The 26,931-nt window shown below is 33.5% G+C and carries 16 protein-coding genes; 7 read left to right on the top strand and 9 right to left on the bottom strand.

What is annotated here, in order from left to right:
• Positions 1-13: 13 nt before the first annotated feature.
• From CHB81_RS16890 to CHB81_RS16880, 3 genes are all read right to left on the bottom strand, one after another.
• A complete protein-coding gene (locus CHB81_RS16890) occupies positions 14-5,683 on the bottom strand; it encodes an alpha-2-macroglobulin (RefSeq protein WP_089353027.1) in 5,670 nt (1,889 codons plus the stop codon).
• A 369-nt stretch (positions 5,684-6,052) separates the two neighbouring features.
• On the bottom strand, positions 6,053-6,685 hold the full coding sequence (locus CHB81_RS16885) for a hypothetical protein (protein ID WP_089353026.1): 633 nt from the start codon (positions 6,683-6,685) through the stop codon (positions 6,053-6,055).
• Between the two features lie 20 nt (positions 6,686-6,705).
• Positions 6,706-7,149, bottom strand: a complete 444-nt coding sequence (locus CHB81_RS16880; RefSeq protein WP_089353025.1) for a nucleoside deaminase — start codon at positions 7,147-7,149, stop codon at positions 6,706-6,708.
• A 61-nt stretch (positions 7,150-7,210) separates the two neighbouring features.
• On the opposite strand from CHB81_RS16880, the gene CHB81_RS16875 reads away from it, so the two are divergent.
• Genes CHB81_RS16875 through CHB81_RS16860 form a run of 4 tightly spaced genes read left to right on the top strand, consistent with a single transcriptional unit; the run spans position 7,211 to position 11,873 of the window.
• Entirely contained in the window at positions 7,211-8,038 is an 828-nt protein-coding gene (locus CHB81_RS16875; protein ID WP_089353024.1) for an energy transducer TonB, read from the top strand.
• The gene (locus CHB81_RS16870; protein WP_089353023.1) at positions 8,038-9,024 is read left to right on the top strand and encodes an energy transducer TonB; all 987 of its coding nucleotides are present in this window, start codon (positions 8,038-8,040) and stop codon (positions 9,022-9,024) included. The genes CHB81_RS16875 and CHB81_RS16870 overlap by 1 nt, the downstream gene beginning before the upstream one ends.
• A gap of 19 nt (positions 9,025-9,043) precedes the next feature.
• A complete protein-coding gene (locus tag CHB81_RS16865; RefSeq protein WP_089353022.1) occupies positions 9,044-10,831 on the top strand; it encodes a 1-deoxy-D-xylulose-5-phosphate synthase in 1,788 nt (595 codons plus the stop codon).
• Between the two features lie 40 nt (positions 10,832-10,871).
• Positions 10,872-11,873: a DUF3078 domain-containing protein gene (locus tag CHB81_RS16860; protein ID WP_089353021.1), complete on the top strand. Its 1,002-nt coding sequence runs from the start codon at positions 10,872-10,874 to the stop codon at positions 11,871-11,873.
• Between the two features lie 83 nt (positions 11,874-11,956).
• Here CHB81_RS16860 and CHB81_RS16855 read toward each other — a convergent pair whose 3' ends face one another.
• Both CHB81_RS16855 and CHB81_RS16850 read right to left on the bottom strand, forming a co-directional pair.
• A complete protein-coding gene (locus CHB81_RS16855; RefSeq protein WP_089353127.1) occupies positions 11,957-13,303 on the bottom strand; it encodes a deoxyguanosinetriphosphate triphosphohydrolase in 1,347 nt (448 codons plus the stop codon).
• A gap of 284 nt (positions 13,304-13,587) precedes the next feature.
• Positions 13,588-14,049, bottom strand: coding sequence for an Lrp/AsnC family transcriptional regulator (locus tag CHB81_RS16850; RefSeq protein WP_089353020.1), 462 nt, complete (start codon positions 14,047-14,049; stop codon positions 13,588-13,590).
• Between the two features lie 157 nt (positions 14,050-14,206).
• Between CHB81_RS16850 and metE the strand changes: the two genes are divergently transcribed.
• Positions 14,207-16,528, top strand: a complete 2,322-nt coding sequence (gene metE / locus CHB81_RS16845) for a 5-methyltetrahydropteroyltriglutamate--homocysteine S-methyltransferase (RefSeq protein WP_089353019.1) — start codon at positions 14,207-14,209, stop codon at positions 16,526-16,528.
• A 513-nt stretch (positions 16,529-17,041) separates the two neighbouring features.
• Here metE and CHB81_RS16840 read toward each other — a convergent pair.
• Complete coding sequence (locus CHB81_RS16840) at positions 17,042-17,623, bottom strand: outer membrane beta-barrel protein (RefSeq protein ID WP_089353018.1); 582 nt, start codon at positions 17,621-17,623, stop codon at positions 17,042-17,044.
• Between the two features lie 144 nt (positions 17,624-17,767).
• On the opposite strand from CHB81_RS16840, the gene gldA reads away from it, so the two are divergent.
• Positions 17,768-18,664: a gliding motility-associated ABC transporter ATP-binding subunit GldA gene (gldA, locus tag CHB81_RS16835; RefSeq protein ID WP_089353017.1), complete on the top strand. Its 897-nt coding sequence runs from the start codon at positions 17,768-17,770 to the stop codon at positions 18,662-18,664.
• A 502-nt stretch (positions 18,665-19,166) separates the two neighbouring features.
• Positions 19,167-21,290: an outer membrane beta-barrel family protein gene (locus CHB81_RS16830; RefSeq protein ID WP_089353016.1), complete on the top strand. Its 2,124-nt coding sequence runs from the start codon at positions 19,167-19,169 to the stop codon at positions 21,288-21,290.
• Between the two features lie 445 nt (positions 21,291-21,735).
• Here the strand turns inward: CHB81_RS16830 and CHB81_RS16825 are convergent, their stop codons facing one another.
• The 3 genes from CHB81_RS16825 to CHB81_RS16815 form a co-directional block, all read right to left on the bottom strand.
• Positions 21,736-22,902, bottom strand: a complete 1,167-nt coding sequence (locus CHB81_RS16825; RefSeq protein ID WP_089353015.1) for a PepSY domain-containing protein — start codon at positions 22,900-22,902, stop codon at positions 21,736-21,738.
• 94 nt (positions 22,903-22,996) lie between these two features.
• Positions 22,997-24,241 (bottom strand): DUF4374 domain-containing protein, encoded by a 1,245-nt coding sequence (locus CHB81_RS16820; RefSeq protein ID WP_089353014.1) that lies wholly within the window; start codon positions 24,239-24,241, stop codon positions 22,997-22,999.
• 35 nt (positions 24,242-24,276) lie between these two features.
• Entirely contained in the window at positions 24,277-26,625 is a 2,349-nt protein-coding gene (locus CHB81_RS16815; protein WP_254921148.1) for a TonB-dependent receptor, read from the bottom strand.
• Between the last annotated feature and the right edge of the window lie 306 nt (positions 26,626-26,931).

Below are 26,931 nucleotides of genomic sequence, written 5' to 3'. Positions count from 1 at the left end.
ACTATGATAAATATTATTTTACAACCTCAACCCAAAATCCTTTCGTTCTTGCCAGAAATGTATTATCATACATGGCTTCACATTGTAATCCCGGTAAGTAATAATTTCCTAAATACGATGCATTTAGCAAGATTCTAAAGACTTTTGTTTCTCCGGCTTTTATTCCAAAATAGAAATTAGTTCTATCGTCACGAATATCAATATAATCGGCGATATTGTTTGTTGCGTCGCCATAATCTGTAAAACGCGTATTTACAATTTCGAAACCTGAAGGTAAAATTTGCGATAAGGCTACGTTTTGAACACTTTCATTTCTTTGGTTTCTGATAGTAACTTCGGCAATAAACTCCGTTCCCTGACTAATTTTCGAAACATTAATAACGCCGCCTTTTCTATTTTTGAAAACAATAGCAGCAGAAACATCACTTTGAATTGCATTTTCCTGTCCGATAGGTAATATTCCGGTATTTAAAACACGCACATAAACGGTGTTATTTTTAAGGTTTTTCAGTACAACACTATTAGCTCCTGTTTGAACAACCAAACTTCTGTCGGCAATTGTTTTTTGCGTGTTTATCGTTTCGCCTTTTCCACTTTTGCTAAACTGAAGATTAATTCCTTTTGTACCGTTACTAATAGCGAATTTCGACATTGAATACAAGCAATAAGCCGTTGTTTGTGTGCTCATCCATTGATTATTTGACATTTCTTTGGCTAATTTTGTTGCCATTGTAAATGCTTTTTGTTTCTGTCCTAAAAGCAACATAGTTTCTAAAGCCATTGCTCTGTTTCTTTCGCTTGAACCGTAATAGTAATAATTGTAATTACTCGATTCATTATCAATACTAGTACTTAATAATAGATTTTGTCCAGCTGATTTTTGTCCCGCCAAAACATAAGCTGCAGCCAAACGAAGTTTACTTTCATTCGAAATATCTTTAGTTTCGCGCAATCTGTTCATTGAAGAAAGATCAGCATTTCCGGCTAAAGCCAATGTATATAATCTGTACGATTGTGCTAAATCATTGCCATATTTAGGTTCAAAACGCCATTGTTTCGCTTCTTTTTGCTGATACGAAATCCATTTTGATTTGAAATTAATTGGTAAAACATATCCTTTTTTCTCCGCTTCAATCAAGAAATGTCCTGCGTATGAAGTTCCCCAATCATCTGCAATCGTATTTCCTTGCCAGTAAGCCACTCCTCCGTTTGACAACTGGAAACTTCCTAATCTCGTAATTCCTGCCGTAATATTCTTTTGAATAATTCCTTTTCTGGTTGCATCTAAATCGACAACATCGTTCAAAAACAATTGAGGAAAAACAGACGAAGTTGTTTGCTCTACACAACCATGCGGATATTGAATAAGATATTGCAATCTTCCGTTTAAATTCATCGTTGGCATTGACGAAACTTCCAATCTGGCTTTATTACTTCCTGAAACACCAAAGGTTTTCCATGAAATCGTTTTGGTACTATTTGGCGCCAAAATAACATCGGTAAAAGTATTCGTAACCGGATTTGGATTCGTCATATCAATTTCGACATCATAAACCGATTTCTCTTTTCCCGATGTAGCAATTACCTGAACTTTGGCAATTCCTGTTGCAGAACCAACCACTAAATTAAAATACGCCATTTTCTCATCAGGTTGTGCAAACGTCAAAGATTGAGTTGCGCTTCCCATTACTTGTAATCCGTTACTGGTTTTTATCTGAATAGAAACATTTTTAATATTCTTTTCAGTTGCAAAAACCGTAACCGGAATCGTCACTTTTTCTGAAGGCGAAATTTTTCTCGGCAATGAAGCCAAAACCATTAACGGACTTTTAACCGGAGTTGCTTTTTCAACACTTCCATAAGCACTTGTATTGGCATCACCGGCAACAATCATAGTTCGAACTGAACCAATGTATTTTGGTAATTTTAATTGATGTGATTTTGTTTGTCCTTTTTCTAATTTAAATGGGCCATAATACAATACAACTGGTTTGAAACGATTGGCTTTCTTGGCTTTTCCACCACCTAAATCCTGGTCACCACCAATACTAAAAATCTGATTTATTTTTCCGCCATACGCGCCAATTACATCATCGTAAATATCCCAGGTTTTAACGCCTAAAGCTTCACGAACATAAAAACTATCCCACGCATTTGGTGTTTTAAAACGGGTTAAATCCAATAAACCTTCATCAACAACTGCAATCGTATACGTCATTTCTTTACCTGTTTTTTCACCTACTTTTACTGTGAAAGCTTGCTCCGGTTTTAAAACATCCGGCATTGAAAGTGTTGGCGCCAGAATCGTATTTTTATCTACAACTTCAATTGGAACAATTCCGTACATACGAATTGGCGAATCGTTTTTAGTCGAAGCATGTGGCTGTAAAAGTGTTATATTAAAATATACGTTTGGTGCCATTGCTGCCGTAATTGGAACTTCAACTTTAGTCTCTCCTTTTTGTGTTTTTGCCCAAATTGTCTGCACTACTTTTGATCCGTTTTCAATAGAAATCAAAGCTCGTCCACCTTCACTTGAAGGGAAAGATATCTGCGCTTTTTCTCCAACAGCATAATTCTTTTTATCGGTAGAGAACACTAACATATTTGCTGTAGAAGCATCTCTATTACGTGTTTTCCCAGACCAGATTGGCCAGTCGATATTTACGGTTAAAGCTGTTGCATGACCATTTGGATTGTCTGAAACTCGAATTAAATAACGTCCCCATTCTTCATCGCTTAAAGCAAACTGAAAACTTCCTTTTCCGTTCGCACCTGTATTAATTATAAAGGTTTTATACGATGTCGTTGCATTTGAAGAATTGTAATTCGATAAGTTATCTGTTGACGCATCCCACCACCAGCGCCATTCTACTTTATACACTTTTACTTCCAGATTTCGTACCGACTTTGGTCTTCCATTTTCATCAACCGTTACAACCTCAAAACGATTATTGGTTCTGGTTTCCAACATTCCATATTTATTAGGTTCCGGCGATTTTATACCAACATAAGTTTTATAAGGCGAATAAGTTGTCGAAATAACATCTGTGCTAAAATCTCCACCTTCTTCATAGACTTTTGTAATGAAAGAAGCACGAAGCATTCCCGGTGCTTGCCCTTGTAATTTAGGTTCAATATTTACCGAAGCTTTTCCATTTTCATTTAATTTTCCGGAGAAAACATTTATTTCTTCGGTACTAAATTGACGTACTAAATCATCAAACGTAAATTTTTCATATCCTTTAAAAGTCGTTGCTTGTTGCGAAAACTTCGCCTGCATTTCTACATTCAGATTTTTAGCAATAGCACCGTGAAGCCACGTAACTTCAAGATTACTGGTATTTGGATAAGAAGAAGATAAAACAGTTCTCTGAAAAGTATTTTTAATTTTTAAACGATTCGGTTTAATGGTTTCGATTTTAATGCTTTTGTAAAACTTCGCGCCACCAACGCTTATCATTGCTTCCCAATTTCCTGTAGGTGCATCGGCACTTGTTGGAACTGTAAAACTGTAATGATTTAATTCGTTTGTTTTTTGAATCGTCTGATACGTTGTTTTACCGTTTGGATCATTTAGTCTGAATTTAATCGGATGTGATTTTGGCAATTTATTCGACGCATCATTTAAGATAAATGACAAATACAAATTATCTCCCGGACGCCAAACGCCACGTTCTCCATAAATAAATCCTTTAAGACCTTTTTGTAAAGTCTCTCCGGCAACATCAAAATTACTTACAGACAATGAAAGTCCATCGTCAAGCTTTACGTAAGTCGATTGATCGCCAAGGGTAACAATAGCAAAATAGGCGAATTTATCCAACTGAAAAGAAGCAATTCCTTCGCTGCTTGTTGCACCTGTAGTGATTTTTTGTTGTTGGTAATTGTACAAATCAACGCGTGCATTCGAAATTGGTTCTGTCGTGACAATATTGTTTACGGCAAACAAATACGATTTATTCTCACCTCTTTTGGCAATAACACCTACATCTGTCGCTAAAATATTAGTCGCTATTCTGGCATTGTAATAATAAGAATTGGTACATGGATCCTGACTTTCTCTCCATTCATAATCGTCATAATAGTAATCATCATAGGAGTTTCCGCTGTAGTTTACGTCATTTTCATCAACCTCTTCTTCGTCACCTTCGCTCTCATTTTCTTCTGAAGATTCACATTTGTATAATGAATATTTCTTTTTGTAAACAAATTCTACTCTATAGATTGCACCTGGTTCCGGCGTGATTATTTTAGATAAATCTAATGCAAATGTGTTCCACTTACTCGGATTTATTAGTTTGCTTTCACTTAAATTTAAAGTAGTTTTTGCGACGGGCTGCGCTACTTTTTTGAGGTTCTGACTACCATTTAATTCATTGTATTGAAGAAATTGCAGAATGTTATTTTTGTAGATCTTATACACTTTTACATCTACAGCACTTAAATTTACGGCTTCAAAATTCAATTTTAAATTATTTGAACTTGGTAAAATTGTTCCGTTTTTAATGAAACGAACGCCAGGTTTTATTTGATCAAAAGTGATTTTCTCTGTGTAATTGGAATCCATTTTTTTACCGTACTGACTTTCGATTCCCTGAAAAACTTCAATCAATAAATCTCCTGACAAAATTTGTTCCGGCTTATCTTCTTCATTCTGAACAACCTCTACGGCATCATCAACTACCGCCACTGCACTATCAACAACAATTGTAGAAGAATCTACAAGTGAAACCGCTGATTCTTCGACTGCAACAGGAACGGGTTCTTCTTTTTTGGCTGGAGCTTCATTACTAAAATAGACTTTTAGTAAATTTCCCTGTGTTGAAAATTTCAAATTATTAGCATTCTGAATCGAAACTAAACCTTTAAAATCCTGCCCTTTTTCTAAAGGTTCTGAGAAATTAATCAAAACCGATTGATTGCTTCCATCGGGAACTTCAACTTTTACGATTTTAAACTCATTTATATTCGTAATCGGAACATCTAATTGTCCTTTTTGGTCAATATCAAAGTCACTTCCGTCATACAAAATTTCAAGATTTGTTGCTTCTGAATAACGCTGAATACTATCTATTATAAAATGGAATTCTTTTCCGGAACCTGATTTTTTTTCGAATTTAATTTTAAGATTTTTCCCTTTTTGTTGGGCTGAAACTAATTTTATAGCGGTTTCAATATCAATATTATCTGCTGTTTTTAAAACGCAGTTAAAATACTGATATTCTTTACTGTACGACTGAATATCGGCAGTATTGATCGTAAAATCCTGTTTGATTGTTTTAACGGTAAAGTTGAATTCTGAAAGTTCTTTTTCTTTCTCTTTAGGAATTTTGATAAGTTTATCCAACTTCAGGGTTACTTGATATTCTGTTCCCGGTTTTAGCTTTTTCTCGGGAATAAACGCAATTGTATTGGTCGAAAGTGCCACAACTTTTCCATCTACGCTTGGCGAAATATCAAATAAATCGCTGTCTAAAACCTGATTGGCTTTCCATTCTTTTTTATCGAAATTTAAAACTACCCGAATATCAGATTCCGATGAGACTATTCCTCCCGTAAAACTGACTATATACTCTTTAAACAATGAAAAATCAGAATTGAAATCTGCAGCTGATTTTCTACCGCAAGATTGAAAAATAAAAAACACACAAAACACGAGAACTAATCCTTTTGCTTTCACTTTTATTTAGAGTTAATGGGTTACAGGTTTTGGAAAATAACAGGGTATTTAACATTTCATAGTTAAAGGCATAACTAATGAGATATCAATTATATTGTAGTAAATGTAAAGTATTTTTCGAAATATTTTAAGAAGAAAATTCGTCAGGAATGATTATTTAACTTTTGTTGAAGCTTTAGAAAAATCGATTAATTAATATATTATATTTCGCTCGTTTTAATAGCTCTAAAAACGCAGAATAACCTGTATAACTATTCTATTAAAAATGCATTTTATAATATAATATGCTTTAACTCCTTTATGGTATTTGTATGTCTTTACATGACTTATTTATTCTAATACAATAAAAATAGCTTTTTATCAGAATCTTTAAAGCTCTGTTCCAAGCTTAGACAAAACCTTATCCATTTCGACAAAATGTTCATTTATATTGGCAGCATAAAATAATTGATTGCCATCTATGATTATGATTACATCGTCGCTGTAATTACCATAAAAACTTATTCCGCCAAGCCATTGCTTAAAAGAGAATTCTTTATTTTGAAAATTTTCAGCAATAAAATTTAATTCCTGTGGTTCTAATTCATAGAATGTATTACAAGGATATTCCAATGCATAACCTGCCTGAAGAAAAGCCATTGCGGTAAAAAAATCAGTCAGCGTTTCGGTCTCCAACTTCCATTCTTTTCCGTCTTCACTCATGTAAACGGGAGGATTTGCTTTTGACAAATCATCTTTATGAATTCCCCAAACGCAAGCTCTCTGATTTTCAGAATAAAACACCAAATGATCAATTTGGTTATAATATTGAAAACGTTCTGGTACAATTAGTAAATCTTGTGTATGATTTAAGTTTTCAATATTGCCCAATTCAGTATAATAATCCTCAAATACCTGAGGAAGGTTGCCAAAGATATCTTTAACAATTTGGATCTCATCATTCGTAAAACCATTAGGTTCTGTAATATGATATAGCTTTTTTATTATTGAAAAATCTGTCATTATTTATCTTACCAAAAATTTTACTTTCGCCTTTCTATAAAAAAGCGTTTCATTAAATCGGCTGCTTCATTTGCCATAATTCCAGAAACTACAGTTGTTTTTGGATGTAATTTTGTTCCCATTATCATAAAACCGCGTTGTTCGTCACGCGCTCCAAAAACAATCTTAGAAATCTGACTCCAATACAAAGCACCTGCACACATTTGGCAAGGTTCGAGCGTTACGTATAAAGTACAATCTTTCAAATATTTTCCGCCTAGAAAGTTTGCTGCAGCGGTTATGGATTGCATTTCGGCATGAGCCGTAACATCGTTTAATAATTCGGTTAAATTATGACTTCTTGCAATTATTTTGTCGGCAACAACAATAATAGCTCCAACAGGAATTTCGCCTTTATCAAAAGCCATTTCAGCTTCCTGCAAAGCTTTTTTCATAAAGTATTCGTCGGTGAAGGGATTTATCATAATTGCAAAAATACTCTTTTCGTATTTATTTTTTATTACATTTAAATACTGAAATTCAAAAATGGAAAGAAAACTCAAAATAACAATTCCAGAACCATGTCACGAAAACTGGGATCAAATGACTCCAAAAGATAGTGGTCGCTTCTGCATGAGCTGTTCCAAGACTGTTACAGATTTCACAACTATGCTGCCGGATGAAGTACAACATTTTTTTATTCAAAATCAAAACAAAAGTATCTGCGGACGATTTAAAAATGAACAATTAGAGACAGTAACAATTCAAATTCCGAGTCAGGTTTTATATACTCAAATCAATTATCATAAAATGTTTTTATTGGCATTGTTCATTGCTATGGGAACGACTTTGTTTAGTTGTGCAGATAAAGATGGGAACAAAAACAGAATTGATAAAATCGAAATTGTTGATAATACAGAGCAAGATCAAAATGAGGCTACTTCCGTATGTTATGGACATGAGATAGAATCTAAAAAAATACGCTCAAAAAAAGCCCCTCAAAGGTTTACAATGGGAAGTCCAATTGCTCCCAATTCTTTTGAAACGGGAACTTTTCAATACAATATTATATACAATTCAAATGATTTAGATGTTTCACCAGTTCCAGAAAATGGAATGAAAAAATTCTATACTTTTTTTAGCAAAAATTATGTTGCTCCAAGCAAAACAGAAAAATTTCAGGAAAAACTCAATATCATTTTTGTAGTGGAAAAAGATGGCAGTTTGAGTAATTTCAACGTACCTAAAAATACACCAATAGAAATTGAAGAAGAAGCTATTAGAGTTTTAAAAACAGCTCCAAACTGGATTCCCGGAAAACTAAAAAATCGTATTGTCCGCTCCTCTTATATTTTACCGATTACAATTAAATAATGAACAGAAAATACAAAATAACAATTCCTGAGCCATGCCATGAAAACTGGGATAAAATGACTCCAAAAGAAAGTGGCCGTTTTTGTTTAAGCTGTTCTAAAACTGTTATAGATTTCACAACTATGCTGCCTGAAGAGGTACAGCATTTTTTTATTCAAAATCAAAATGAAAGTATTTGTGGGAGATTTAAAAAATCTCAACTTGATACGATAACAATTCAGATTCCAAGTACCGTTTTATATACGCAAACACATTATCATAAAATGTTTTTATTGGCATTATTTATTGCTATGGGAACAACCTTGTTTAGTTGTCAGGATAAAAATGGAAATAAGCAAAAGATAGACAAAGTTGAAGTTGTTGAAGAAAATGTATTAGAAAAGAATCTAACTAAAGGAAAAGCGCTGAAAGGAGAAAACGAAAATCCGCCTCCACCAAAAGTTGATCACACAAAATCGGTAAAACATAAAAACCTTTCGAAATTTAAACGTAAACATCGATATTCTTCTAAAAAAACAAATCCACAAGAAGTATTGAATGAGACCAGGATTTATGAAGAAGATACCACCGTCTACGGATTTGCCGGAATTGATATAAATCCCGACTATCCTGGAGGAATCGAATTGTTTTATGATATTTTTAGAAATGAATACAAAATTCCAAAACAACTTAAAAAATCAACAGGAGTTATTAAAATGTCTTTCACAATCGAAAAAGACGGAAGATTAGATGAATTAAAAATCGTCGAAGATCTTGGTTTTGAATCTGGTGACCAAGCAATTCAGATTTTAAAAAAATCGATAAAATGGACTCCGGGAGAAATTAATGGACGAAAAGTCAGAACCTATTATAATTTGCCTATTACATTTGAACTAGATACTCTTAATCCAAAAAGAAGAAAACGAAAATTTTCAAAAATTACATCTATGCAAATTATTAAGACTGGACAGAGTAATGAACAAACAGATTTAAATTTAAAACCGTAAATTTGCTTTTTACCTTACAATGAAAAGCAATTTACTTTCAAACATATTCAATCCTGCCGATTTACGTCTTTTAAAAGAAGAACAACTTCCTGAAGTCGCACAAGAATTACGTCAATTTATTATTGATATTGTTTCTGTGAAAGAAGGACATTTGGGTGCAAGTTTAGGCGTAATCGAATTGACTATTGCTTTGCATTATGTCTTTAATACTCCCGAAGATTTATTAGTTTGGGATGTTGGACATCAGGCTTACGGACATAAAATCCTGACGGAAAGAAGAGAAATTTTTCATACCAACAGACAAATTGGAGGTATTTCGGGTTTTCCTAAAAGAAGCGAAAGTGTTTATGATACTTTTGGTGTTGGTCATTCTTCCACTTCTATTTCGGCGGCATTGGGAATGGCGATTGCTTCAAATCTAAAAGGTGATTTCGACAAGCAACATATTGCAGTTATTGGTGACGCTTCTATCGCATCCGGAATGGCTTTTGAAGGTTTAAACCACGCAGGAGTTACTGATGCTAACTTATTGGTTATTTTAAATGATAATGCTATTGGAATTGATCCTAGTGTTGGTGCACTCAAAAAATATCTTACTGCTGTAAAAGAAGGAAAAAATCCGAAGAAGAATAACATGATTAAGTCTTTGAATTTTGATTATTCAGGGCCAATTGATGGTCATGATCTTCCAACTTTAATCAAAGAATTAAATCGATTAAAAAATATAAAAGGTCCTAAATTCCTTCATATTGTAACTACAAAAGGGAAAGGCCTGCAACAAGCTGAAGAAAATCAGGTAAAATATCATGCGCCCGGAAAATTTGATGCTTCAACGGGAGAAATCATTTTAAAATCGGAAGAAAATTTACCTCCTAAATTTCAGGACGTTTTTGGTTTAACCATTTTAGATTTAGCCAAAAAGAACGAAAAAATTATCGGAATCACTCCTGCTATGCCATCTGGTAGTTCTTTAAAGTTTATGATGGATGAAATTCCAGAACGTGCTTTTGATGTTGGAATTGCAGAACAACATGCCGTAACGCTTGCAGCCGGAATGGCAACTCAGGGCATGATTGTGTATTGCAATATTTATTCTACTTTTTTACAGCGTGCCTACGATCAGGTTATTCATGATGTAGCGCTACAAAATTTACCCGTCATTTTTTGTCTAGACCGGGCCGGTTTGGTTGGTGAAGATGGCGCAACGCATCACGGTGTTTTTGATATTGCTTATTTACGCACAATTCCGAACATGATAATTTATGCGCCAATTGACGAAATTGCGCTTCAAAATATTTTATTTACGGCACAATTAGGCTTAAATCATCCAATCGCAATTCGATATCCGCGTGGTCGAGGCGTTTTGCCAAACTGGGAAGTAGAAAATTTCGGACAATATGAAAAAATTAATATAGGACAGGCTAGTGTACTAAAATCCGGAACAAAAACAGCCGTTTTATCGACTGGAACTATCGGAAATAATGTGATAGCAGCTATTGAAGAATTGAATAATCCTGAAACAATTGCCCATTATGACTTTCCTTTCATTAAACCATTAGATATTAAATTGTTACATGATATTTTTTCTTCTTTTGAACGAATAATTACTATAGAAGACGGTGTCATAAACGGTGGTTTTGGAACTGCAATTTTGGAGTTTTCGGCGGTAAATAATTACAAAAATAACATTGAAATTTTGGGCATTCCTGATGTGTTTATTGAGCATGGAACGGTGAGTCAATTACAACAATTGTGCAAAATTGACGTTAAAAGTTTGGTAAATCTTTTTTCAAACGCCACAAAATAATTATTTTGCACTACCAAAAAAAAAAATTAAAATCAACCTAATGAAATTATTGCGTTCTACCCTTTTGCTTCTATTGCTATTGTGTACTTCAAATAACTTTGCTCAAATTATACAAACGACTTTAGACCCTAATCAATTACCACAACTGCCATCAAACTGGACTAAAAAAAATCAAATAGGTTTTGACATTTCAGAAATAGCTTTTGTCAATTGGAGCGCGGGGGGAACAAGTTCTATCTCGGGTTTATTTAAAGGCGAATTTAGCCGAACGTATCAAAAGGGAAATCATAAATGGGTAAATGAACTTATCATAAAATATGGTTTAAACAAGCAAGACGGAATCGAGCTTCGTAAAACGGATGATGCGATAATGCTGAACTCAACTTATGGTTTTAGAAAAGACACGGTATCAAACTGGTATTACTCTGCCAAATACAACTTTAATACGCAATTTACCAACGGATACAATTACCCAAACAGGGATATTGCAATCTCTAAACCTTTTGCACCGGCATACATCTTTCTGGGAGCCGGAGCTGAGAATTCAAACAAAAAGAAAAACAGAGTCTTTTACTTCTCTCCAATAACTTTAAAAACAACTTTAGTTCTAGATCAGGATTTGGCTAATCAGGGATCTTTTGGTGTTAGAAAAGCCATTTATGCACCTGATCCTAACGATCCTAATTCGCAAATTTTGATTAAAGACGGACAAAAAATAAAAGCTGAGTTTGGTATTCTATTTACAGGATATATGAAAAGCGAAATTTTTAAAAATATCTTTTACGAAAACCGATTAAGTTTATACACCGATTATCTGAATAAATTTGGGAATGTCGATGTTGATTATGATACTCGTCTTGATCTTGTTGTAAATGCTTATGTAAAAGCCAATATTGGTGTTCATTTAGTTTATGATGATGATATCAAAACCAAAATAGATGTTGTTGACCCAACTACAGGAACAACTTCGCAAGTAAACGACGGGCCAAGAACCCAGTTAAGACAAGTTTTGGGCGTAGGTTTGGTTTATGCTTTTCAGTAAAAAAATCTTATTTTAAAATATTGTAACACATAGAAATGTATGTTTCTATGTGTTTTTTTTATTTCTAAAGTAAAAAGATCAGATTAATTCCCTTTTCTTCCGTTTATCGTTTCGAACAATTCCAGTGCATTTCCGTCTGTTAAAAGTGAAACGAAATGACAAATATGTAACAATCTCTCGTACAGATTTGTTTTGTCTAAATGATGTTTTTCCGGAAGCATTTTCAAAATCAATTTGTCGTAGTTTGAAGCTGTTCCATCGTATTTATTATTAAAAGCAGTTATAAATTTATCCAGTAAAGTCTGAATGATTTGATAACCTACAATTTCCTTTTCTACAACTTCACGGCTTTGGTAAATTTTCGAAACACTTAATTTGATAATGTCATCCATTTGCGCTTTGTACTTGCTTTTGTCCGTTAAGGCAAAAGGAAATTTTCCGGCAAGGATCGCTTCTTCATTTTCAACAAAAACATCAACGGCATCATTAATTAAAGCGCCAATTGCCAAAGCACGCAAATAACTAATTCGGTCTTCTTTGGTTTCTAATAATTTATATTTAGAAACTCCAATATTATCTTTTACCAGCTTAATTAGATATTCTAAAGCATAATCTTCAGAAACTAAGCCAAGATTTATTCCGTCTTCAAAGTCTATAATAGTATAACAAATATCATCTGCAGCTTCGACTAAATAAGCCAAAGGATGTCTTTCGAAACCAATATCATCTCCTGATTTATTGGCAATCATTCCCATATCATTGGCAACTTCTTCAAAAAATGTTTTATCCGTCTGGAAGAAACCGTATTTCTTATCGGCAATATTTGAAGTTGGTTTTTTCGGCAAACTTTCTTTCGGGTATTTCATGAAAGCTCCTAAAGTTGCGTACGAAATTCTAAGTCCGCCTTCGATTCCCGGACGACTTGCTGAAAGTACTGAGAATCCGTTTGCATTTCCTTCAAAATCAATTAAATCCTGCCATTGTTTGGCTTTTAATTGATCTTTATATTTTAGTCCGTTTCCTATTGAAAAATATTCTCCAATCGCTTTTTCACCAGAATGTCCAAAAGGGGGATTTCCGATGTCATGCGCCAAAGAAGCTGCTGCTACAATAGCGCCAAAATCGTTCAGATGATAACCGTGAACTTCTTTTAAATGCGGATACTTTTCGATAATCTTTTTTCCTACCAAACGCCCCAAAGAACGTCCCACAACCGAAACTTCTAAACTGTGCGTTAATCTTGTGTGTACAAAATCTGTTTTTGAAAGCGGAATTACCTGGGTTTTATCCTGCAAAGAACGAAATGCTGCCGAAAATATAATTCGGTCATAATCAACTTCAAATCCCAAACGCGTATCATCTTGTTCTACACGTAATCTTTTGCTTGTATCGCCTTGGCGTTTTAGTGATAAAAGTTGTTCCCAGTTCATTTTGATTTTAGATTGTTGATTAACGATTTTAGATTGATGATCTAAATCGATGATTAAGACCTCAAAAATACATTTTATTTTAGGATTATATGGAATAAAAACATGCCACAGATTAATTTGATTTAAAAGATTTAATGTTTTTTTAGCCACGAATTTCACAAATTTTCACGAATTAATTTAAACACAATGATTTGCGTTAATTCGTGAAATTCGTGGCAAAAAAACTAAACATCAATCATAAAAAAAATCATTATAATCTGTGCAATCTGTGGCGAAATATTGTCTTAAAACTCTAAAGCTGTACTATGTTTTATTTCTCCCATTACAAAAATACTGTTCGTGTTTCCAATGTTTTCAATGGTTGACAATTTATTCATTACAAAATCCTGATAACTAGACATATCCTGAACAAGTATTTTTAGCATAAAATCATAATCTCCGGCGATATTATAACACTCTATGATTTCAGGAAGTGCAACAATATCTTTTACAAAATTACTTCCTACGTTTTTTGCGTGTTCTTTTAAGCGCACATTACAAAAAACCGTCATTCCGCGATTCATTTTTTTTCGGTCTAATAGCGCCACATATTTAGTAATATATCCATCACGTTCCAATCTTTTTATACGTTCATAAACGGGCGTAACAGTCAGGAATAATTTGCTTGCCAGATCTTTTGTATTAATATTTGAGTTCTCCTGAAGGTGTTTTAAGATCTGTAAATCGGTGTTATCTAGATTTTCCATAGTATTTTTTACGGCAAAAATGCCTTTTAAAAGATTTTATCAGTAATATAATCTTCTTAAATCTATATCAACAAGACTATTTACTTAAATAATAGTCAAATATAAGTTTTAAAATCTAATACAATAAATTTGTTCAGTAAAAAATACTGAATCAAAAATGAAAACAAATAATTTAGGTTACCCACGAATTGGCAGCAACAGAGAGTTAAAAAAAGCCTCAGAATTATATTGGGCAGGAAAAATTTCTGTTGATGAACTTATCGAAACCGGAAAAGATATCCGTCGCAGAAACTGGCATTTACAATCAGAAGCCGGAATAGATTTGATTCCGTCTAATGATTTTTCTTTTTATGATCAAGTGCTTGATTTGACTTTGACTTTAGGTGCGATTCCGGAACGTTACCATGAATTGGCAAAAACAAATTCGGCTATCGATTTATATTTTGCAATGGCAAGAGGAGCTCAAAAAGACGGTCAGGATGTTGTGGCAATGGAAATGACAAAATGGTTTGATACTAACTATCATTATATTGTTCCTGAATTTACAAAGAACCAAAAATTTGAATTGTTTTCAGAAAAAGTAATCGATGAATTTAAAGAAGCAAATGCTTTGAACATCGCTACAAAACCAGTTTTAATTGGACCAATTTCGTATTTACTTTTAGGAAAAGAAAAAGAAGAAGGTTTTCACAGAATTGATCTTATTGACAAATTACTTCCGGTTTATTTCGAAATTTTCGAAAAATTACAAGCCGAAAATGTTGAATATATTCAGTTAGACGAACCTTTCTTAGCTTTAAATTTAACGGATAAAGAAAGAAATATTTTCACACAAGTGTACAACGAAATCAACATACGTTTCCCGAAAATCAAAATTATTCTGGCTAATTATTTTGATTGTTTTGGAGAAAACCTAGCAACAGCATTGGCTTTGCCAGTTGACACTTTCCACTTAGATTTAGTACGTTGTCCGTTGCAATTGGATGATGTTTTAGAATCAGGAAAATTAAACGCAACCGTAAATCTTTCATTAGGAGTTGTTGACGGAAGAAATATCTGGAAAAATGATTTTAAAAACTCTTTAAACCTGATCAAAAAAGCAACCGATGCTTTGGGAGAAAACAGAATTCTAGTTGCGCCATCTTGTTCTTTAATTCATAGTCCTTGCGATCTAGATTTAGAAACAAGCGATGCTACTCTAACTCCGGAAATTAAACAATGGCTGGCTTTTGCTAAACAAAAAATAAATGAAGTTGTACTATTAAAGAAACTAGCTTCTAATGAAATTGATTTTAAAAATTCTATTGATTTTGAGCAAAATACTATCGCAAATGACAATCGTAAAACTTCAAAATTGATTCATAATAATGAAGTTAAAACACGAGTTGCTAATATTACTGCTTCTGACGATAAACGTAAAAGTACTTTTGCTATCAGAAGAAAAAGCCAAATTGAAGCTTTAAATCTTCCTTTATTCCCAACAACAACTATTGGATCTTTTCCTCAAACAGCTGAAGTGAGAAGCTGGAGAGCAAAATTCAAAAAAGGAGAATTAACAACAGAACAATACAACGATTTAATCGAAAAAGAAACCGAAGCTACGATTCGTTTTCAGGAAGAAACCGGAATCGATGTTTTGGTTCACGGAGAATTCGAACGTAACGATATGGTTGAATATTTTGGAGAACAATTATCCGGATTTACTTTTACAAAAAATGGATGGGTTCAGAGTTACGGAAGCCGTTGCGTGAAACCTCCGGTTATTTATGGTGATGTTTCAAGACCAAACCCAATGACGGTAAAATGGTCGAAATATGCGCAATCTTTGACTCCAAAATGGGTAAAAGGAATGCTTACAGGACCGGTTACTATTTTGCAATGGTCGTTTGTTCGTAATGATCAACCCCGTTCTGAAACTTGTACGCAGATTGCTTTGGCGATTCGTGACGAAGTTGTAGATCTTGAAAAAGTGGGAATCAAAATCATTCAAATTGATGAGCCTGCAATTCGCGAAGGATTGCCTTTAAGAAAAGAAGAATGGGCAAATTATCTGGATTGGGCTGTAAAAGCGTTCCGTATTTCGGCAAGTGGCGTTCATGACGATACACAAATTCATACACATATGTGTTACAGCGAATTCAACGATATTATCCAAAATATTGCTGATATGGATGCTGACGTTATCACAATTGAATGTTCGCGCTCGCAAATGGAACTTTTGGATGCGTTTGCCAACTTTAAATATCCAAACGAGATTGGGCCAGGAGTTTATGACATTCACTCGCCACGTGTGCCGTCAAGTGCAGAAATGGTTCGTTTGTTGGAAAAAGCTTCAGCAGTTATTCCTGTAGATCAATTATGGGTAAATCCGGATTGTGGTTTAAAAACACGTCATTGGGATGAAACCAAAAAGGCTTTAATCGAAATGGTTGCAGCAGCTCAGGAAATGAGAGCAGCCGTTGAAAGCCCTGTAAACTAACATTTTTAATTAGAATATTTTTGTTTTTTAGTGTCAACAAGTGGAGTCGGAATTCTTGTAGTTAGGATTTTTTTCGACTTCACTAATGTTGGCGTTTTTTTGCGTTTTGCTTTTTTTGAAGCTTATGAAGAAAATAAAAAACGTTGTGAAAGGTTAGTACAAGCTGAAAAAAGACAAAAATGAATATTTAAAAAAATTACTAGAGAAGACATAAGCTTTTCTAAAAAGACATATTAATTCAGAAAGTCGAAAATTAAAAAACTCCAGTGGAGTATAATTTTTATAGATTTATCATTTTCTCCATTATAAAAGCTCCAGTGGAGCGATATATAAAATTTTATTACTAATATTTCACCCCGATGGGGCTCCGCGTAGTGCAATCACAACTTTCTATAAATATAATGTCCCTCTGGGACTTTTTTTATAACTCCGCTTTTGCGAGAAAATTTAAAACACAAAAAAAAAGCATCCGCCATAGCGAATGCTTTTCTGAAATTGAATATAAAACTTAGATTAGAAGTTTTTAGAAATTCCGATACTTGCTGTTTTACCGAAGTTAAAGTAGAAACTACTGTTATCTCCACCATTATTCTCAACATCCATTGTTTCGTAACCTAAACCACCAATGCTGAAGTTTAAACCAAAACCTTTTTTCATGTTGATGAAAAGCGCTGGAGTAATACCTACATACATACCATCTGCTTTAGATTTTCCGTAAGCATCACCAGGACCATAAACTTTTCTTTTTGCATTTTGAAAACCTGCACCCATATCTGCAAAAACAGAAAAAGTTTGGCTCAATGGCACTGAGTAACGAACAAATGCTCCAACTTTGAAACCATTGTCTTTTACTTCTCTTGCTCCATCATCATCTTTAGATGAAGATACTGTAAATTCACCCCCTACAGTCCAGTTATCATTAAATTGGTAACCTACTTTAGGAGAAAAGCTAAAAGTATTTGTTTTTGTTTCTCCAAATTGAAATTCAGTTTTATCTGAAGTAAAACCAATACTTCCACCAACTAAGATTGTTCCTTTTTGTGCATTTGCAAAACTGCAGATAGCTAACGCAGCCATCACTAGAATTTTTTTCATGGTATTTATTTTTTAATTTACTTTCCTTTTAACAATAACGGTGCCGTAGCTGTTGGCTTTTAAGTTTTTTTTATGATTCCATTAAAAGACAAAAATTGATAAAGCAAGACTATTTCTGTTTACTTTTGTAGCAAATAAAAAGTCATGTCGATAGAAGTAAACAACATATCAAAAAGTTACGGATCTCAAAAAGCCTTAAACGGAATTTCATTTTCTATTGAGAAAGGAGAAATCGTAGGATTTCTTGGTCCAAATGGAGCAGGAAAATCTACATTGATGAAAATTTTGACCACATATTTATTGGCAGATAGTGGCTCAGCCCTTGTAAATGGTCATGATGTCATGACAAACACAAAAGAAGTTCAACGTTCTATTGGATATTTACCGGAGCATAATCCGCTGTATTTGGATTTGTATGTTCGTGAGTATTTGGCTTTTAATGCCGATGTTTATCAGGTTTCAAAATCAAGAATTGAAGAAGTTATTCAACTGACAGGCCTGTCAGGCGAAAGTCATAAAAAAATAGGACAATTATCTAAAGGTTATCGCCAGCGTGTGGGACTTGCCAACGCTTTATTACACAATCCGGATGTTTTAATTCTGGACGAACCAACTACAGGTCTGGACCCGAATCAGTTAATGGAAATTCGAAATGTAATCAAAAATGTAGGGAAAGATAAAACAGTTTTTTTATCAACTCACATCATGCAGGAAGTTGAAGCCATTTGTAGTCGTGTCATAATTATTGACAAAGGAGAAATTGTTGCCGACAAAAAATTAGATCATTTGGTTTCTGAAGGAAAAGAACAAGTTATCGAAGTAGAATTTGACTATCAGATTCAGGAACAACTTTTGGCTAAACTTGAAAATATTACTTCATATAAAAATATCCACGATATGACTTGGGAATTAACTTTTGTTGCCGACAAAGATATGCGTCCGGCAATATTTGATTTCGCCAACGAAAATGGATTAAAAACATTACAACTGAATCAGAAAAATAAAAACCTCGAAGCTGTTTTTAGAGAAATTACTAAATAAGTTTTCAGTCTCAGTCTCAGTTTATAGACAAAAAGCAATTTATTCTATTTTGGAATGAATTGCTTTTTTTATGAAATATCATTTCTCCTTTTACTTTTCTCACTTGTTTTTTCCGAAGCTTAAGTCTTATTTTTACTGGCTTTGTTGCCAAAATTCTGCTTTTATTCTGCTTTTTTTACCTTTTTACGAAATCACGAACTGTTAACTATCAGCTCGTTAGTATTTCTTGATACAAATTTCAACTATATTTATTTAGACTTATTATAAATAATATTATATTTGAACTCTGAAACTTCAAATATCACGCATATGTTAACTGTATTCGACTTCATAAAAATCAATCTTTCCAAGCTATTTAATCGTCTCTTCCTTCTTCTGAATATACTTTCTGATAAACTTGAACAACTGGTTTTACAATAAAAATTTCTGTTTCCTCCCCGAATAGTAAAACTTACAAATCACATTAAAAGCCTTATCCCAAAAAAATCAAATCCAGAATATCATGAAGAATTTTATAACATCCATTATGCTCGCATTTTCAGTCTACGGATTCTCGCAAACGGAAAAAGAAAACGACAGCATTGTCGAAACCTCGATCAATGTTTTGAATGAAATTGTTATTACAAAAAAGAAAGTTTTATATACTCAAAAATCAGACAGATTAGTTTTTAATGTAGAGAATAGTATTGTTTCTGAAGGCGGAACGGCTTTGGATGTTTTATCTCGTGCCCCGGGTGTCGTTGTGTCTCAGGATGGTGAATTATCGATTCGCGGACAACAAGGTGTTGGCGTTATGATAAATGGAAAACTAACGCAGCTTTCGCAAAAGGAACTGGCAAATTATTTAAAATCTACTACCTCATCAAATATCAAACAAATCGAAGTTATTACGAATCCTTCGTCTAAATATGACGCAACAGGAAAAGCAGGAATTATCAATATTGTTTTAAAGAAACCAAATGCCGGTGGACTTAAAGGAACAGTTTTTACCAATTACGGAAGAAGTCGAAAAAACAGAACAAATTCTGGTGTAAACTTAAATTATAATAAAGAGAAATTTGGCATTTACGGAAACTACAGTTACACTTTTAGAGGTGAAGAAGAACGTAAGGAATTCGACCAGAATCAATATACAGATGCAACACGTCAAACCATTTCGACAAAGAATCATCAAACGGCAACAACTGACGAACCTTTGACTTCTAACAATTTTAAGATTGGAACTACTTATGAGGTTTCTCCTAAAACAAATCTGGAAGTTTATATTGATGCAAAAATTGGGCGTTATGAAAACATTGCCAATGGTAGAAATACATTGGTTAATGCAATGGATCAAGTCCAATTTGATACTTCAACTTACAATGACAGTAAAGAAAAATGGAATGATTATACGTATGCTTTTTCCGGAGTACATAAATTTAATACAGAAGGGAAAAATATGTCTTTTGATTTTGATTATGAAACTTCAAAATTCAGATCGAATCAGTTTCAAAGTGCTGTAAATATCGATCCTTCTAATGCAAATGCTATTAATGACCGAAGAGGTTTTATTCCGTCAGAATTGCGAGTTTTTACCGGAAAAATTGATTTCACTAATCCATTAAAGGAAAAGCAATCTATCGAATGGGGATTTAAAGCGAGTGTAAAAAACAACGATAATCCATCAGTCTATGAATATAATGACAATAATCAATGGATTATTGATCTTAATTCGACAAATCATTTTGAATACAAAGAACAAATTTATGCGGCTTATGCCAACTATAAATATCAAATGGAAAAGTTTAATATTCAGGGTGGTTTAAGAACGGAATATACGGCGATAAATATTTTGCAGAAAACCTTAAATGAAGAACATAAAGACGATTATTTGAAATGGTTTCCGAGTGTTTCTATGAAATATGAATTGAGTTCCAATCATTCGCTGCATGCTTCTTATAGCAAAAGAATCAACAGGCCAAGTCAGTTTGATTTGAACCCGTTCCGTTTCTATGATGATTCGTTTAACTATTCTCAGGGAAATCCGAATTTGGTTCCTGAAATTACGCATTCAACAGAAATTGGATATTCCTGGAAAAGCGCTTTTATGGCTTCTTTGTATTTTAGTAAAACCAAAGATGTATTTACAGAAGTTTATGTCTACAATCCAACAAATAATACGACAGTAACTTCGCAAATTAATGTAGACAAATCATACAATTATGGCGTTAATATTACCAATACTGCCGAAATTTATAAATGGTGGTCTGTAAATACACTTTTCAATGTTTTCGAAAATAAATTTATGGGAAATGTTGTGAATACGGATAAAATAGACCCAATCGTAACGCTGAATTTAAGTGTTCTAAATTCATTTACAATTACCGAAAGCTGGAAAGCTGAGGCAAACGCACAATATCAATCGAAATCTAATCTTGGTATTTATGAAAGAGATGCTTTTTTTGATTTCAGTATTGGAATTTCAAAACAAGTTCTCTCGAACAAAGGAAATATCAAATTGAATATTACTGATATTTTCAACACTAATAATTTTCACATCAATTCGGTTATAGCACAAACGAGCATCAATAAAAGATATGATCTTGATAACCGCATTGCAACAATAGCCTTTACTTATAGGATTTAATATTTTGGATCTTTAGTTTCCTTGTTTTTGTTTTTTTTTGAATGAAAGAGCCTGTTTGTAGTTAGCAGGCTCTTTTTATTTTTGTTTATGCAGACGTAAAGGTTTCTAAGAATGGCACGCGGATGACACGGATTTAAACGGATTTAAACGGGTTTATGCTGGTTTATTGTTTTTATTTTTGTGATTTACCCCAAATATTGTAAGACTTAGTGACATTGATTTTTTTTGTGGAATCACTTTGCGGGACTTCGACTTCGCTCAGTCTGACAAAACGCATTCGACTTTGCTCAGTCTGACAAATAAATTCGACTGTCTTAAAATTATATAGCTTTAGATTGATCTTTTCTTTATTTGCAGAACAAAAAAAGCCTTTTGGAGAATAGTACTTCTCGCAAAAGACTTTTAAAACTAACTAAACAAAACATAAGTAAAATGAAACCAAATTTTATGCTCTTGGTTTCTGCTTTTTCTTTCTTCCCCACCAGATATAAAATCCGGTAACGGGTAAACTGGCACAAATTAAACTGGCAGTGAAATATATAATTTTGGTTGAAATCCCTCCTATCGCGCCAATATGAAGGCTATAATTGGATCGCATTAACCAATCTGAGAAACGTTCGTTATTAATGTGTTTTTGAGAATTTGGAAGCAATTCAAGTGTTTTAGCATCAAAATATAAATCTCTCCAAATTCCTTTGTGCATATCTGTACAGGCATAAATATCTTCTTTTGGATCATCCGGAAAATTAATGATTACTGCTTCTTTATTTTCCTTTGCAATTTCCGTTCGCACTTTATTCCAAATAAAATCGGCTGCAGCCAGCTTATCAATTTGCTGTTTGGATAAAGTGTCTTTTTTAACCGAAGCAACTTGTTCTTTTTTGTCTTTTTCGTCTGCCCAACCTCCACTTATCCAATAGGTACTTTCTCGAAGCCAATGAAAACTCATTAATAATCCTGTAAAGGAAATTAGCACCGCCAAAATGAGTGCGTAAAAACCCATTACATTATGCAAATCATAATTGAGGCGTTTAAATTTGGCATCCCATTTTATTTTAAAACTATTATTTCGGGTTGTTTTATTCCATTTTTTCGGAAACCAAAGTATAAGTCCGCTTATGAGCAAAAAGAAGAAAATAAACGTTGCCCATGCCGTTACTTGTGATCCTATTTCCCGATCCAGCCAAAGATTACGATGTCCTTCGTCCATAAAATGAAAGAAATCTTCATGATGTACCATTCCGGTAATTTTACCGTTATACGGATTTACATAAATCAACGAATCCGATTCGATATCGACTTTAATTGATTTATCTAAACCATTATACCAAACTCCATGAATTTCCTTATTGGGTAGTACTTTATGAACCGCAGCATAAATTTTTGAAGGCGGTAATAATTTATCGGGACTTTGAGCTTCAACATTTAACCAAGGCGATGTCAACTGTTTTATTTCTTGTTCAAAAACCAAAATACAACCTGTAATTGCCATTATAAAAACAATTATTCCAGAACCCAATCCGAGCCATAAATGCAGCCAGGCATTGATTTTACTAAAACGTGATTTTCCTTTATTAGGTGGTTTACTTGAACGGCTTTTAAAAATATTCATTGCAATTATAATTTAAAAAACAACATTAGATTTATATAAAAAAAGGCTCGAGGATTATCTGCATAATACCTCAAGCCAATTATAACATATTGATTTAGTAAGTCAGTTTACCAATAGATGGCAAATAAAGACCTTCTTTGATAAGTGCACCGGCTTTTGCTGTTCCGGTTGCAATATCTATTTGATAAACACGAGCTTGCTCACCTGTAACAAAACTTTTGTATGCTTTTCCGTTTTCCACGAATAAACTTCCTAGTCCGAAGAATTCATCTCCACCATGATCAGGTAATCCCGTAACTGCTAAAATTGTCTTAGCCGATAAATCAAGAATTGCCGATTTGAAAATTGGATTTGGATTAAGGAAACTATACACAGAACTAACTTTATCTACATCATTAGGAATATAAGAGATAAAAACTTTTTCTCCGCCTAACGGATATGCTGCTAGAACTTTTCCTTTTAAAATACTTGCTTCAAGATCGAAGAAATAACCAGGGTCAAATTTTGCATCTCCTTTTTTAATGCGCAATACCCCAGAAGTAGCAGCTGTAACAGGATAACCTCCGGCACGAGCATTAGACGAAAATGTATAAACATCACCTGATTCTGTTTGTACAATTCCGGTATTCGTATAATACATTCCGATAGCAGTTGTTCTGGTATCTTTTATTGTAGTAACATAGTCTAACGAAGGATATTTGTAAATTCTCACAGTAGCATCAGATGATAATACTTTATTGGTTCCGTCAGTTACATCTTTAGTATATACGGGAACAAAAAGTTTATCTCCTGAAACTGCCGCTCCTGTTGGCCAGTATAATACTTTTTTGTTTGCAGGATTCACACTAAAATCGTTGAATTTTCTACCATCAACAGAAACTGTTTTTGGATTGTAAATCATCAATTCATAATCAGATGAACTTCCATCCCAGGTTGCACCAATATTGATCATTCTTTTATCATCAGTATAACCTACTGCATACGAAGATTCAAAAGCAAGTTTACCTCCTGATGTTAATTTTCCTGCGTTGTTAAGATGAAATGATACTGATCCTTCATCGTCTGTACTTAAGGCGAAAAAAGTATTTTCTACAGGAAAACAACTTCCGTTTTGCTCGATACCAACTCCTTTTGCACTGATTTCTCCAGTCATTAATTGATCTGTAGAATTAAAATCTAAGATATACTGCGTATAATCGGCCAACCAATAAGAGGCAACGTATTTAGTATTATTTACAGTTGGTGTTTCTTCTTTTGGGGCATCATCACTACTACATGAAAAAATAGATACCGACAGAAAAGCCAATGCAAAGCATTTTGCGAATTTGTTTACAAACATGATTATAATTATTAAGGGTTATTATTAAAATTAAACTACTGAAGAAAGTATCTGAACTTTACAGAAAAAGCACGTCCGGGTTTTTGAACCTTAAAATAGTCGTACACTTTTACATCAGTAATATTTCGGCATTCAAAAGCCAGATTGTATTTCCCGTTCAAAAAAGAATAAGCAACCATTGCATTTTGAGTAAATTGTTCGGGAATTGATTTTTTAGTTTCTAAACTTCCTAAAACTGGCCATGTCAGATAAAAAGCATCGATATAGTTTGCACTTACATTTAGAGAAAGTCTGTCGTCTTGGTATTTGATATTTTTAAAATTAAAAGTCAAATCAGCGTTTCCATAAAAGATTGGAACGTTTGGCAATTGCGCATCATATAAAGCATCCGGACTTGTAGTTCCTGTTTTGTATTTATTTTTATTTAAACTTTTTTGATACGTTCCATTTACTTCAAAAGTCAATAAATCTTTATATCCATATTTAAGAACACCATCAATTCCTGTTATTTGTACATTTTGAAGGTTTTCAAAAACAGTTTTATCTCCGTCTTGTTTTTCGCGGATAAAATCTTTGGCTTCTCTATAGATTAAACTTGTTTCGGCACCAAACTGATTTTTATTTTTTGCACTAATAAATGCCAATCCTAAGTTTGCATTGTCGCTGCTTTCCGGTTTCAGCCCAATGTTGCTGTTGATCGTTAACCCATCTCCCAACATTTCTGTAGCGGATGGCAAACGATACGTATGTTCATAAGATCCTTTTATCTGAAGTTTATCCGATAAATGATAGGCTGCCGTAGCTCCATAACCATAGTTAGTTGATGAAGTAGATTGCGCTAGATTATTAGAAATCATCTTGGTCGATAAATCGAACATTTTTCCAAATCCCGAAATAGCCAATCGGTTGTCTAAACCACTAAAATTGTATCCTAATCCTAAAATGTTTTTATCAATACTTGGTTCACCAAGTTCTACTACTTTTAAATACTCATCGGTTGCTTTTCGTTTATAACCTAAATAAGAGTAATTTACAGCAATTGAATGTTGTTCATTTAGCTGATATTTTAGGTTTGTTGTTACTTGCGAATTTGCTTCATCATAAACATATATCGTTTTGTTTCCTAGTTCACCTTTATCATTCGCACCGCCAAATTGCCTGTATACATAATTTCCTGTCCAGTCATAAACCCTTGAAGATGTATCTACAGAACGGTTATTTACTAAAGCATAAGTTGTATTAATATTCAATGTTAGACCTTTTGTAAAAAGATCACTTTTTTTGAATTTCAAAGAAGTAATAAAACTTTCACTATCTGTAAAGGCCTGCCCAACGACTTTTTGCATTGTTCTTCCTTGCTGAATTTCTTTTTTATTACCCGCCATAGCAAAACCAACAAGCAAATAATCAGCAAAACTTCTGTTTTTAAATCCGGCTTCTGCCATAATAGTTCCAGACTTATAACCATCGTGAAAGTGTTTGTATTTTTGCTCCGGTAAAAACTTCGAAGTATTTTTATCTACAACACTTACATCTACTTTATAATCGTTGTCTGAGTAATTTGCAAAAGCATTAATATTAGCAATAAAACCATCTCGACCCGAAAATCTTGTATTGACCGCGGCTCTGTGTGTATTAAATGAACCATAACTGTAAGACGCATCAATGTAACGATTCACATTTTTATTGGTTACAATATTCACTGCGCCACCCAAAGCATCTGCACCCAATTCTATAGGAACAACTCCTTTGTAAACATCAATTCTTTCGGCCATATTTACCGGAATATTATTCAGCGTAAGTGCAGATCCGTAACTATCCATTGGAACTCCGTCAAGAAAAAACTTCACCTGATTACCAGAAAATCCATTCAACGAAAAATTAAATGCCGATCCTAAACCTCCATATTCACGAATACGAACTCCGGTTGTTTTGTTCAGAACCTGATTCAAATCAGCAGATGTATTGTATATCTTTTTAAGATCAATTGCCGTAATATTATACGCTTGTTCACGGACTCTTTGCACTTTAGATTTTCCGGTTATAGCAACTTCATTTAAAGCCGCCATATCTTCTTCCATTGTAATATTCTGAGTAGATTTTGAGCCTTGTTTTAGAAAAATTGCTTTCTCTGTAGTTTTATAACCAACATGAGTAACAAACAAAACATAATTCCCTGCGTCTGCACTGATTTTATATTCTCCTTTTGAGTTTGTCAAAGTCGCATATTCTGTTCCTTTTAACGCTACCGAAACTCCTTCAGCAGGTTTTCCAAGATTTGTTAAAATAATCCCTGTTAAGCTTGCTTTGTTTTTTTGTGAATACCCTTGAACTGAAGTGAAAAGAATTGTAATCAAGAGCAATAATCTACTTATTTGCATCATTTAAGTTTGGTTTGAAAATTAAATTAGCAACAAAACTAGGCTTTCCAAAGAGTTTTTCCAAACTATTTTTAATTATTCTAAATAAATATAATTATTAACTTTTAAATCAAAGAATCAATAAAAAATAACACCTTCCTTAATAAACAGTTAGCTTTAACTTAAGGTTTGATTAAAATTCACTATTTATAAAGTAAGAATATTTAGGCTTTATTTTATGTCTCGTCCTAAAAAAACGACACTGATTATTAGATAAAAATAATTAATTAAACAGTTGCAAGAACGTTCTTGCAACTGTTTTTGTTTTTA

The organism is Flavobacterium sp. ov086 (assembly GCF_900187965.1).
In the GTDB taxonomy this organism is placed as follows: Bacteria; Bacteroidota; Bacteroidia; order Flavobacteriales; family Flavobacteriaceae; genus Flavobacterium.
Note: the sequence above shows the minus strand (reverse complement) of the source record. Positions and strands in the feature narration are given on the sequence as shown.